The organism is Dysgonomonas sp. 216 (genome assembly GCF_010501065.1).
Taxonomy (GTDB): Bacteria; Bacteroidota; Bacteroidia; order Bacteroidales; family Dysgonomonadaceae; genus QVMM01.
Window position 1 is genome coordinate 1 of sequence record NZ_QVMM01000008.1, and the last position, 12714, is coordinate 12714.

Annotated in this window: 10 protein-coding genes; 2 read left to right on the forward strand and 8 right to left on the reverse strand. The window is 37.0% G+C overall.

Features of this window, described 5'->3' with window-relative positions; translation table 11 throughout:
- Nucleotides 1-133 precede the first annotated feature (133 nt).
- Entirely contained in the window at nt 134-2746 is a 2613-nt protein-coding gene (gene alaS / locus D0T53_RS06240) for an alanine--tRNA ligase (RefSeq protein WP_163266178.1), read from the reverse strand.
- A 117-nt stretch (nt 2747-2863) separates the two neighbouring features.
- Between alaS and D0T53_RS06245 the strand changes: the two genes are divergently transcribed.
- Together D0T53_RS06245 and D0T53_RS06250 are read left to right on the forward strand one after the other, a co-directional pair.
- The gene (locus tag D0T53_RS06245; RefSeq protein WP_163266180.1) at nt 2864-3838 is read left to right on the forward strand and encodes a M23 family metallopeptidase; all 975 of its coding nucleotides are present in this window, start codon (nt 2864-2866) and stop codon (nt 3836-3838) included.
- A 51-nt stretch (nt 3839-3889) separates the two neighbouring features.
- Nucleotides 3890-4234 (forward strand): MerR family transcriptional regulator, encoded by a 345-nt coding sequence (locus tag D0T53_RS06250; protein ID WP_163266182.1) that lies wholly within the window; start codon nt 3890-3892, stop codon nt 4232-4234.
- 185 nt (nt 4235-4419) lie between these two features.
- On the opposite strand, the gene yidC is transcribed toward D0T53_RS06250, so the two are convergent.
- The 7 genes from yidC to D0T53_RS06285 form a co-directional block, all read right to left on the reverse strand.
- Complete coding sequence (yidC, locus tag D0T53_RS06255; protein WP_163266184.1) at nt 4420-6372, reverse strand: membrane protein insertase YidC; 1953 nt, start codon at nt 6370-6372, stop codon at nt 4420-4422.
- 40 nt (nt 6373-6412) lie between these two features.
- Nucleotides 6413-8017, reverse strand: coding sequence for a CTP synthase (locus D0T53_RS06260; protein ID WP_163266186.1), 1605 nt, complete (start codon nt 8015-8017; stop codon nt 6413-6415).
- A 331-nt stretch (nt 8018-8348) separates the two neighbouring features.
- A complete protein-coding gene (locus D0T53_RS06265; RefSeq protein WP_163266188.1) occupies nt 8349-8903 on the reverse strand; it encodes a 2-oxoacid:acceptor oxidoreductase family protein in 555 nt (184 codons plus the stop codon).
- A gap of 15 nt (nt 8904-8918) precedes the next feature.
- Nucleotides 8919-9677, reverse strand: a complete 759-nt coding sequence (locus D0T53_RS06270) for a thiamine pyrophosphate-dependent enzyme (RefSeq protein WP_163266190.1) — start codon at nt 9675-9677, stop codon at nt 8919-8921.
- Between the two features lie 29 nt (nt 9678-9706).
- Complete coding sequence (locus tag D0T53_RS06275) at nt 9707-10789, reverse strand: 3-methyl-2-oxobutanoate dehydrogenase subunit VorB (RefSeq protein ID WP_163266192.1); 1083 nt, start codon at nt 10787-10789, stop codon at nt 9707-9709.
- A 75-nt stretch (nt 10790-10864) separates the two neighbouring features.
- Nucleotides 10865-11095 (reverse strand): ferredoxin family protein, encoded by a 231-nt coding sequence (locus D0T53_RS06280; protein ID WP_163266194.1) that lies wholly within the window; start codon nt 11093-11095, stop codon nt 10865-10867.
- Nucleotides 11096-11226: 131 nt separating this feature from the next.
- Nucleotides 11227-12708, reverse strand: a complete 1482-nt coding sequence (locus D0T53_RS06285; RefSeq protein WP_163266196.1) for a hypothetical protein — start codon at nt 12706-12708, stop codon at nt 11227-11229.
- Between the last annotated feature and the right edge of the window lie 6 nt (nt 12709-12714).

Consider the following 12714-nt stretch of genomic DNA (forward strand, 5'->3'; position numbering starts at 1 on the left):
GCAAAAAGGGTTCAACTATAAAGATAGTCAAACCCTCCGTTAGCTATTTACACAAAATTATGGACAGTGTCAGAAAAGAAAGCCAGGATTTGATTAAATCCTGGCTTTTGTTTACTTATATTCTTAATATCTTTCAATTTAACTTACTTAACATTTCTTCTAGAGCAGTGGTTAAACCTTCGCTTTTCTTTCCTCCTGCAGTAGCAAAATGAGGCTGACCACCACCACCACCTTGTATATGCTTAGCGGCTTCACGCACTATCTGAGATGCGTTTAATCCGCTTTCAACCAAATCATCGCTTAGCATCAGTGTCAACATTGGCTTATTTTCAGCATCAGTTACGCCTACAAACATCGAATGACCGGGATATTCAGCTCTTATCTGAAAAGCTATATCTTTTACTATATCAGCTGGGAAATGGCCTTTAAGAACAAATACGGATACGCCATTTATTTGCTGTTTCTGTTTTATTAATTTTTCTTTTACAACAACAATGCGATCTTTTATGTACTCTTCCATTTTTTTCTTCATCTCGGTATTTTCGTCAAAGAACTTATGGATTGCCTGTACAAGGTTGGGAGCATTGTTAAACAATGATTTCATTTCGGTTATCATATCTTGTTGAGTGTAGAAATAGTCTTCGCACACTTCTGCTGTAATAGCTTCTATACGACGTATACCTGCTGCAATAGAGCTTTCGTTTATAATACGAAACGATCCAATGCGTCCGGTTGAGGAGATGTGTGTTCCACCACATAGTTCAACCGAGTCTCCAAAACGAATAACACGAACTTCCTCTCCATACTTTTCGCCAAACAAAGCCATTGCTCCCATTGCTTGTGCTTCGTTAATTGGCACACAACGGTTTTCCTTTAAGCTGATATTCTCGCGTATTTTAGTAGTTACAAGGCGCTCTATGTTTCTTATTTCTTCGGGCGTCAATTTCTGAAAATGTGAGAAATCGAACCTTAACACCTGAGGCGAAACATACGAACCTTTTTGCTCAACATGGTTCCCCAATACATTTCTTAAAACTTCATGTACTAAATGCGTAGCCGTATGGTTACATTCGGTTGCTGTACGCTTTTTAACATCAATTTTAGCTACAAATGTTGCTGTAACATCCGACGGCAGTCTATTTGTGAGATGTACACTCAAGTTATTCTCGCGTTTCGTATCAAATATATCAATAGTTTCATCCTCGTTTTTCAACCACCCGCTATCGCCAACCTGACCTCCCATTTCGGCATAGAACGGAGTTTTTTCAAGAACAATCTGATAATATTCTTTATTCTTTTGCTTTACTTTACGATAACGCAATATCTGTGTTTCTGTTTCAGAAAAGTCATATCCTACAAATTCAGAATCTCCATCTTTTAGGCTAACCCAATCTCCGGTTTCGACAGAAGCAGCATTACGTGCACGATCTTTTTGTTTCTGCATCTCTGCATTAAAGCCTTCATTGTCGACACTCATTCCATTCTCGCGTAAGATTAATTCTGTCAGGTCAAGCGGGAAACCGTAAGTATCGTATAAAGTAAAAGCATCTGTTCCATCCAATACCGTTTTACTCTTAGCCTTTGCCTCTTCCATTTGTTTATCCAATAAACGGATTCCGGTTTCCAAAGTACGTAAAAACGACTCTTCTTCTTCCTTTATAACCTTTTCAATTAAGTCTTTTTGTTGTACAAGTTCGGGGTATGCGTCACCCATCGTTTCGATAAGAGATGGTATCAACTTATACATAAACGACTTGTGCTGACCTAAGAATGTGTACCCATAACGTACAGCTCGACGCAATATACGGCGAATGACATAACCTGCTTTCGCATTCGACGGTAGTTGCCCATCGGCGATAGAAAAGGCGATAGTACGTATATGGTCGGCAATAACCCGCATGGCAATGTCGGTCTTGTTATTATCGCCATAAGTATTATTTGTTAATATGCCGATAGCCTTAATTATAGGTTGAAAAACATCGGTATCATAATTCGAAATTTTTCCTTGTACAGCCATACAAAGACGTTCGAATCCCATTCCCGTATCAATTACTTTTGCAGGTAAACTTTCAAGCGATTTATCGGCTTTACGATTATACTGCATAAATACGAGGTTCCATATCTCTATTACCTGAGGATGGCTCTCATTAACCAAAGTAAGTCCGTCTACCTTAGCCCGTTCTTCGTTCGGACGTAAGTCGATATGTATTTCTGAACAAGGGCCACAAGGACCCGTATCGCCCATTTCCCAAAAGTTGTCTTTTTTATTACCATTTATAATACGGTCTTTAGGCAAATATTTCTCCCAATATCCTGCGGCTTCGTTATCTCGTTCTAATCCTTCATCGGGACTTCCTTCAAATACGGTAACATACAACCTATTTTTATCTAATTTGATAACTTCGGTAAGATATTCCCATGCCCATTCAATAGCCTCTTTTTTGAAATAATCGCCAAACGACCAGTTACCAAGCATCTCGAACATTGTATGATGATAGGTATCGTGTCCCACTTCTTCTAAATCGTTATGCTTCCCGCTAACACGTAAACATTTTTGAGAATCGGCAACTCTTGGATATTTTATTGGGGCATTACCCAAAATAATATCTTTAAACTGATTCATCCCCGCATTAGTAAACATTAATGTAGGGTCGTCTTTTATTACCATTGGAGCCGATGGAACAATCTGATGCCCACGCTCCTTAAAAAACTCTTTAAACGATTCTCTGATTTCTTTAGAAGTCATTTTCCTGTCTCCGTTTATTATATTTAAAAACCTTTTATTTTTAGTAGTTTGCAAAAATAACTCAAAAAGTTTACTTTTGCCTCTTTCCTATATAAAAAGTCAATCAAAAATAACCGAATGAAAAAAAACGTATATTATAAATACAATTCCAACACCTTAACATACGAACGTGTTTATCCTAGTTTAGCGAAAAGATTGTTCATTATTATTCGTAATCTTACAGGAGGAATAATTTTAGGTGCTGCCGGTTATTGGGCTATCACTACATTTTTATTGGAAACCCCTAAAGAAGTTCAGCAAAAAAAAGAATACCGCCTGATACGAGCACAATACGAGGTTCTGCAAAAACGAATGGATGAGGCACTACTTGTTGTAAAAGATATTCAACAGAGAGACGATAATATGTACAGGGCAATATTTCACGCCGACCCTATCCCGTCAAGTATCCGTAATTCAGGTTATGGAGGAGTAGGCAGATACGATCATTTGTCGGGTTTGGAAAGTTCTGATCTTATAGTACAAACGACTCAGAAAATGGACATATTATCTAAACAAATATATATACAATCGAAGTCGTTGGACGCAGTTCTCGAAATGGCGAAGCTACAGAAGGACAGGCTGAAACACATTCCCAGTATCCAGCCTGTATCAAACAAAGACTTATCGAAAATGGCTTCGGGATACGGTATGCGGGTAGACCCAATTTATGGGACAACGCGTTTCCATGCAGGAATGGACTTTGCGGCGAAAACCGGAACAGATATATATGCAACAGGAAACGGAACTGTTATTTATGCCGATTGGAAACAAGGATATGGCAAATGTATAATAGTAGACCATGGATTTGGTTACCAAACTCTTTATGCTCATATGGATGAATACAAAGCCAAAGTTGGACAAAAAGTTATTCGAGGCGAAAAAATCGGAGAGGTTGGAAATACAGGTAAATCTACAGGGTCGCATTTGCATTATGAGGTACATGTTAAAGGTCAGCCCGATAACCCTGCCAAATATTACTTTATGGATTTATCGCCGGAAGAATACGACCAGATGTTACGCCTTGCCGCAAACCACGGCCAGGTTATGGACTAATAATATGCAAAATAAATTAAACAACTTTTAGTTTTTGACTGTTATATGGTTATGATTGATTTCGAAAAAAATAAAAAGCTTTATTACTCAATAAAAGAAGTTGCTTCTCATTTTAATGTAAAAGAGTCGCTCCTTAGATATTGGGAAAAAGAATTTGCCGAAATCAGTCCGCGCAAAACCGAAGGAGGAACACGGCAGTATACGAAAGATGACATAGATCAAATAACTGTCATTCATTATCTGGTTAAAGAAAAAGGCATGACTCTTGACGGGGCACGCCAAAAACTGAGAACCAAAAAAGACGAAGAAATTCGTCGCCAACAGATAATATCCAATCTTGAAAATATAAAAAAAGAATTGGACGAACTGAAACAAAGCTTTGACGATTTAAGCTGACAATTAAGAAAAAAGTACTTACCGAGTTTCATCAATACATGCCCTCCTATATCTTTATAACAAGAAGTATGTATGGTAGGGATTCTTCCTTTTTCTTTATATAGATAAAAAAGTGATCGAAATTTCTTCCGACCACTCGCTATAGATTACCGGCTCTTTTTTATTGAGCCCTATGGAAATATCAATTATCTTCTTCCTTTTCCGTTATTTTTCTTTTTTTGTTGTTGCTGTTGAATGCGTTGAGCTTCTTCTAAACGGGCCATGAATCCCGATTTTTTCTTCACTTTCTTTTTATTCGCTTCTAGTTTTGCTAACAACTTCTCTTCATCAATGAAGTAACGGAAACTAAGTGTCAGCAATATCGTAATCAGCGTAGATATAAAATAGTAATAAGTTAGCCCCGAAGGATAGTCATTCAAAATAAATAAGAATATAACAGGCATAAGCATCATCATCCATTTCATACCCGGCATTTGCTGCTGACCTGTATTTGTCATATCCATATTAAATTTGGTATATACCACATTAGTAATTGTCATCAGTAAACAGAACAAACTAATATGATTACCCAATAAAGGAATACTTGTGCCCCACTCTATTATAGCATCGTATGTAGACAAATCTTCTGCCCATAAGAAACTATGTTGACGAAGTTCTATCGCAGATGGAAAGAAAGCAAATAATGCAATTAGAATAGGCATCTGCAATAGCATAGGCAAACATCCGCTCATTGGACTGGCTCCTGCCCTACCATATAAATCCATCGTTGCCCGCTGACGTTCCATCGCTTGTTCTTGTTTCGGATATTTTGCGTTTATTTCTTCAACCTGCGGTCTCAACACACGCATTTTTGCCGACGACATATACGATTTATATGTTAATGGCGAAATTATCAGCTTGACAATTACAGTTAACAGCAAAATAATAACACCCATACCCAATCCTGTTTTGTTCAACACATTAAATATCGGTATAACAAAATACTGATTAATCCATCTAAACAGTGTCCAACCTAAAGGAACAAGTTTGTCCAAATCAAGCTCATCTACAGTTTCCTGTGCAGCATCGTCATAACTTTTCAACATAGAATATTGAAGCGGCCCCAGAAAATAACGGAACCCAACTTTAAATGAACCATCGTTTTCGGCAACAGGAGTTGTATATAAATTCGCACCATATTTTTTCAGGTAAGTTTCGCCTGATAATACTTTCGAATCTAATTCTGATATATCAAATGAATAATCGGCAATAAGCACCGACGCAAAAAACTGATCTTTAAATGCAATCCACTTTACAGGCTCATTTATGCTTTCGGTTACATTCGACTTACTACTCAATTCTTCTACATCCTGCCCCAAAAACTTATAGTATATATGGCTGTAGTTTTGCTCGTTCTGAACACTTTTTTCTTTGCGCTTAAGGTCTTGTTGCCAAGCAAATAAAAATTTCTCTTTACTAGTACTGCTTAACACATCTTTCATCCCCACAACAACAACATCAAACTTCACCATATAGCTTTCAGGCTGTAATGCATATATAAAATCTATATACTGAGATGGAGCAAAAGAATGTCTCAAAATCAAAACCGAAGAATCGGACTCGACAATCGGCGTAAAAATTGCATTTTTTGTATTAAGTTTTATACTTGATTTATTTTCGAGTTCGAGCGACAACAATGCATCTTTATTAAATAGATAAAGTGAATCTCCGGCATAAGTAGTATAACCTTTAAGGCGAGCACTTTTCATCTGAGCACCTTTTGTCGAAAATTCAATCTTTAATAATTCGTTTTCCAGCGATACTATCTGTTCTGCAACTTCTGTTTTCTCAACAGGAGTTTCCGCCACCTCCACACTATCAGCTTCTGAACTTACTACTTCGGTTGTATTATTTGCCGAAACAAATTGTTGGCTTTGATCTACGGCTGTAAAATTATTAACAACCTCATCCATTGCTTGCAATTTCAATGAATCCTGCAGTTTTAACTCTTCTTGCAGTTTTTGTCTCTGAACATTCTGTATCGAATCGTTTAACCTTTTTTGCTCAGCAAGTTTTTCTTCCGACGGCTTATTCCATATCGAAAAGCCAAATACTACTAAAGCAATCAGGACGAAGCCGACAATCGTATTTTTATCCATTTAATATACTTGTTTTTATTTTATCAATTTTTCTCCTTTTCTATTTATTTTCCACCACAGCCTTTATAAAACTCATAAATAACGGATTAGGCGATATTACCGTACTATTATATTCAGGATGGTATTGCACCCCTACAAACCATTTAAGTGCCGGAACCTCTACAACTTCAACCAAACCTGTATCCGGATTTATTCCGGTACATTTCATTCCGTTTTCTTCAAACTGTTTCTTATAATCGTTATTGAATTCGAAACGATGACGATGGCGCTCCTCTATTAATTCTTTTCCGTATGCTTTATATCCCAAAGAACCTTTCTGTAATTTACATTTATACGCTCCTAAACGCATCGAACCTCCCAGGTTTGTGATGTTCTTTTGTTCTTCCATCAAATCTATCACATTGTAGGGCGTATGTGGCTCCATTTCGGTAGAGTTTGCTTCTTTCAAACCTAAAACATTGCGTGCATACTCTATAACCATGCATTGCATACCTAAACAAATACCGAATGTAGGCTTGTTATTTTCGCGTGCATATTTTAAAGCTATAAATTTACCTTCGATTCCTCGTTGACCAAAGCCGGGAGCAATTATAATACCATCCATTGATGAGAGTAATTCTTCAACATTTGCTTCGGTTACTTTATCCGACTGTATAAATTGCAGATCAAGTTTTCGGTCGTTATATATAGTCGCTTGTAATAACGATTCGTTTATCGATTTATATGCATCTGGCAATTCTACATATTTACCAACCAGCCCTATACGTACTGTTTCTTTTGCATTCTTCTTTTTGTCAAGAAACTCGCGCCATGGTTGCATTGCCGGTTTTTCACCTATAGGCATACCCATTTTGCGAAGGATAATTTCGTCCATTCCCTGCTCCTGCATTCTTATAGGAACTTCGTATATTGTAGATACATCTACTGATTGTACTACTGCATCGACATCGACATTACAGAATAATGCAACCTTGCGTAAAATATCCTTATTAAGTAAATGCTCGGTACGTAACACTAACATGTCAGGCTGAACTCCCGACTCTTGTAGTTGTTTTACTGAGTGTTGAGTTGGTTTAGTTTTCACTTCCTGAGCAGCAGCAATATACGGAACATAGGTAAGATGTACACATAAACAGTTTTTACCTAAATCCCATCTTAATTGACGTACACTTTCGATAAATGGAAGAGACTCTATATCGCCTACTGTACCACCTATTTCGGTTATTACAAAATCGTAATCGTACTTTGTTCCTAACGCTTTAATATTACGGCGAATTTCGTCCGTAATATGAGGTACAATCTGTACTGTTTTACCCAAATAATCACCTTTGCGCTCCTTATTTATAACATTCTGATAAATACGCCCGGTGGTTATATTATTATCCCGATGTGTTGGTTGGTTCAAAAAACGTTCGTAATGCCCCAAATCAAGATCGGCTTCGTGCCCATCTACAGTAACATAACATTCGCCGTGCTCATAGGGATTTAATGTTCCCGGATCGATATTAATATAAGGATCCAGTTTCTGAATCGTTACTTTATATCCACGTGCTTGTAATAGCTTACCTAACGAAGATGCGATAATTCCTTTCCCTAATGAAGAAATTACTCCGCCTGTAACAAAAATATATTTTGTATCTGCCACAACTAAAAAAGTATTTTAGATAAATAAACGTTGTTCCACAAGCTCGCAAATTTACAAAAAAAGTCCGAGAGAAAAACTTTGTTGAAAAGTTATAATATAATAACCCTTGAATTTATTTCGAAAATTCATCTTTTTTTAAAGAATTGTATACATATCTACTATCGATGAGCCTTTATAATAGCTTAAAAACATTAAGCAAGCAGCCACATCAATCAGCAAAAAATCTTTCCAGACCTTATCCCTAAAAAGGGACAATCTGAAAAGATTTATATTATTAAACAATCTTGCTTTTAATATTTCTTAAAAACAAGAAGGCCTTAAAAATGCTAATCTATTGAGCTTTTTGTTCTTCTTCAATAATCTCCATTCCTTTAAGAATCGCTTGTTCGTTCATCGGAAGAAGTTTATGATGGCGTTCGGGTAACGATTTTTTCAAACCTAGCATCACATGCTCGAGGTCGACCATAGGAGCAACTTTTAACAATCCCCCCAAAACAATCATATTAAACGCTTTAGAATTTTTCATTTCGGAAGCAGCATCAACTGCCGATACTTTATATACCGAAATATCCTTACGCTTAGGTCCATGTGCAATACCATAAGGGTCATAAATAAGAATTCCTCCCGGCTTTACCTGCGATTCGAATTTCTCCAGCGATGGCTGATTTAATATTATTGCAATATCGTATTCGTTAACAACAGGCGAACTTATAGCAGAATCACTCAATATAACAGTAACATTTGCCGTACCTCCCCTTTGTTCGGGTCCGTATGAAGGGAACCACGAAACTTCTTTATTTTCCATCAGTCCCGAATAAGCGAGTATTTTACCCATCGATAAAACACCTTGTCCTCCAAACCCCGATATAATTATTTCTTGTGTCATCTCTCTAAAGTTTTATCAAATGTTTTTTATGTCGCCAATAGGATAAGCCGGAAACATATTTTCAACCAACCACTCATTTGCTGCAGCCGGAGTCATTTTCCAACCGGCATTACATGTAGATACGATTTCGACAATAGAAGTACCCTTATTTGCCATCGAATTTTCGAAAGCTTTTCGAATCATCTTTTTTGCCTTTTTCACCGCAGCTGGTGTATGCACACTCTGACGTGTGGCTAAGCAAACGCCATCTAATTGAGCTAACAACTCGGTTATTTTTAAAGGCATACCCATAGTAGCAACATCGCGTCCTTCGGGCGAAGTGGATGTTTTCATATTTGGCAATGTAGTCGGAGCCATTTGTCCTCCGGTCATACCATAAATACCATTATTTATAAATATAATAGTAATATTTTCGCCCCTGTTAGCTGCATGTATAGTTTCTGCCGTACCTATGGCAGCCAAGTCTCCATCGCCCTGATATGTAAATACCAGTTTTTCAGGATTCAAGCGTTTAACAGCAGTAGCCAAAGCCGGTGCCCGCCCGTGAGCCGCCTCTTGCCAGTCTACATCTATATAATTATAAGCGAAAACCGCACATCCTACAGGAGCAATGGCTATGGTTTGTTCCCGTAATCCCAAGTCGGATATCGTTTCGGCAACAAGCTTATGCACAACGCCATGCGAACAGCCCGGACAATAGTGCATCTGAGTATCGTTCATCAACTCAGGTTTAGCATATACCAGATTCTCTGGATTTATAATATCTATGTTCATGACTTTTTCTTAATTAATTAAATAATGTATTAAGCACCCAATTTTTCTTTAAGTGCTGTAACCACTTCATTAGGGGTAGGAATTATTCCTCCCAAACGACCAAAATGTTCAACTTTGGTTTGTCCGTTAACAGCCAAACGTATATCTTCCACCATTTGACCGGCATTCATTTCTGCCGATAGCATACCCTTCACTTTTGGTGCATATTTTGCTATAACTTCTGTCGGGAACGGCCAAAGAGTAATCGGACGTATAAGACCGACTTTCAAACCTTCCTGACGAGCCAATTCCACAGCCTTCTGGCATATACGTGCCATAGACCCAAATGCAACAAGTATATAATCTGCATCCTCGCAGTTTATTTCTTCAAACAATACAAATTCTTTTTCTATTTGCTTATATTTATTCTGGAAACGGATGTTATTATCCTCCATCAATTTAGCATCAAGTTCGAGAGATGTTATAACGTTTGGTTTTCGGTTTGCAGGTTTTCCTAACGTAGCCCATGGGCATTGTTCTCTTATTTCTTGTTCAGTTCTTCTGGCTTTAAACGGAGGTAATACAACTTTTTCCATCATCTGCCCGATAACACCATCGGTAAGTATTACTGCCGGATTACGGTATTTAAACGCCATATCAAAACCTAAAGCAACATGATCGGCCATTTCCTGTACCGAGGCAGGTGCTAAGGTTATTAATTTATAATCGCCATGTCCTCCGCCTTTCACTGTTTGAAAATAGTCGGCTTGCGATGGTTGTATTGTACCCAAACCGGGACCTCCACGCATTACATTAACCAGCAAACAAGGAAGTTCGGCTCCGGCCAGATACGAAACACCTTCTTGCATCAGGCTCATACCCGGACTCGAAGACGTTGTCATTACCGATTTCCCACAACCGGCACCACCATACACCATGTTAATGGAAGCAACTTCACTCTCGGCCTGAAGTACAACCATACCTGTTGTTTTCCAAGGTGCTTCGTCCATTAATGTTTCCATTATCTCGGACTGTGGAGTAATTGGATACCCGAAATATCCATCGGCACCATAACGTATTGCTGCATGCGCTATGGCTTCATTGCCCTTCATCAAAAATATTTCTTCTGACATATATTGATAGAATTTGTAGAAGCTAAAGACACTTTGTTTTCAATCTTGAACAAAGCATCTTTTCGCTAATTTTTTTTAATCGATCTTTTTTCTATAAATAGTTAAACATGCATCAGGACACACATATCCACAATTGGCACAGCCTATGCAATTATCAGGATTCTTCATGTATGCATAATGGTACCCTTTTTTATTCACCTCTTTAGGATGCAGTTCGAGAACGTCGTACGGACATGCCACAACACAAAGGTTGCATCCTTTACAACGCTCGGTATTAACCACCACAGCCCCTACTACTTTTGCCATTTCTATTATATTTATATTATAGTTTTTAATTATTGATATTATACAAAGTTACACGTATTTATTTATTCACATTACATTTTGTATAAAAATTATCAACTTTTCAGAATTAATCACATATACTTAATGCTTTATCAGTCATTTATCTCTACAATATTCTTTATACCCTCTCTATTAAACAAAAGTCTGAACTTACGATAATATAAAACATTTTCGCTTTCGGCCCTTATTATAAAATATATGGTATATACTTTCTCACTTTCTATTGTTTTATAACCAAACTCATCGTCGGGTAAATACAACGATACAAACGGATTATCCATTTTCTGTATGAAATGCGTTACATTAAACCTCGTAATATCATTTATACCAATGTACTTATATCCTTTATACTTCTTTATTTTGCCCGAAGACAAAGACACGAGCTTCTTATACAAAAGAATCTGTTCGTTATATATTTTGTTTTCAGCCTCAACTAAAGGACTTCTTTTTCGTAAGTTAGAAACCTCTTCGGGTACTTTATTCTCTAAAACAAAATCGAAAGCCTCTTTAACCCATCCTATTTTCTGATTACGCATTTCGAGTTCTCGTTTTGTATCGAAATACTTTTTACCTAACTGGGTACTAAAATAATAGCGCATCAAATCTTTAATCCTATCCTTAAATGCATAACTGATAACCAGCGCGAAAAACAATGGTATGGTAAAATTGCCGTAATGCAACTGAGCCGAAAAAGAAATAATAGTAGCGAAAATCATAGATACTCCGGCCGCTATTGCATAATACATTTGCTCGGCTATTGCTCCATCCTTAGTTTGCTTTGTGTTGAGATATAAATCGCTCTCCATATACTTTTTCAGCATACTTCGACGCATTATTACCAAATAGTTATTTGTTGGATTATCCTCATCTACATACGAATAGCCTTTCTCGATTTTCCGTTTCATCCCCGATTTCACGAGTCCAACCAAATCTTTTTTCACTAAGTCGTAAACAGAATAACGTTCTATCACACCCATCAAAGCATAGGTATGCTGTTCTATAACATTACCTATAAAATCGTCTCCAAAAAAGTAATGATCTTGTTGTTCCTTTGTTATATCTTGCTTATTGATTAGTAACCACAGGTCGTGATAACCACGGTTAATCATCTTCACATCATGTATATAATTTTCGATAAGGTTTTGTATATCAGCACTACCACATTCCGATATTATATAATTTACTCTATCGCGGATAGCACTTTTTGTGATGCTGGAAAACATTTTTATCTGAAAAGTATAATTTTCGAAAGCATCAGTATTTTCAACATCGGCAGCAAATGCCTTAAATGCCTCTTTTATCCGACATATAGGACTATCCGGATTTTGTTTGTCGTATATCTCGCTTAAAAGATATACCGGAGTAATTAAACGTATATTCGACTTGTTATCTTTATAAAACGAGTCTTTAGAATAAGTCGAGCGGTTTATATCAAGGTTATTTGGTATAAACATCCACGTATTTATACTAAATTCGTTAGCCTTTTCGTACAGAAAAGTTTTTTTATTTGTTATAAATGAGGTTTTAAACTCAAACGAAAATTTATCGTGTATTTTTACATTAATCTCGATCATTAAGGT

Bases quoted from the DNA above. Each gene is read 5' to 3' on its own strand.
- alaS (WP_163266178.1), bottom strand. From the start codon at position 2,746: ATGACTTCTAAAGAAATCAGAGAATCGTTTAAAGAGTTTTTTAAGGAG.
- D0T53_RS06245 (WP_163266180.1), top strand. From the start codon at position 2,864: ATGAAAAAAAACGTATATTATAAATACAATTCCAACACCTTAACATAC.
- D0T53_RS06250 (WP_163266182.1), top strand. From the start codon at position 3,890: ATGATTGATTTCGAAAAAAATAAAAAGCTTTATTACTCAATAAAAGAA.
- yidC (WP_163266184.1), bottom strand. From the start codon at position 6,372: ATGGATAAAAATACGATTGTCGGCTTCGTCCTGATTGCTTTAGTAGTA.
- D0T53_RS06265 (WP_163266188.1), bottom strand. From the start codon at position 8,903: ATGACACAAGAAATAATTATATCGGGGTTTGGAGGACAAGGTGTTTTA.
- D0T53_RS06270 (WP_163266190.1), bottom strand. From the start codon at position 9,677: ATGAACATAGATATTATAAATCCAGAGAATCTGGTATATGCTAAACCT.
- D0T53_RS06275 (WP_163266192.1), bottom strand. From the start codon at position 10,789: ATGTCAGAAGAAATATTTTTGATGAAGGGCAATGAAGCCATAGCGCAT.
- D0T53_RS06280 (WP_163266194.1), bottom strand. From the start codon at position 11,095: ATGGCAAAAGTAGTAGGGGCTGTGGTGGTTAATACCGAGCGTTGTAAA.
- D0T53_RS06285 (WP_163266196.1), bottom strand. From the start codon at position 12,708: ATGATCGAGATTAATGTAAAAATACACGATAAATTTTCGTTTGAGTTT.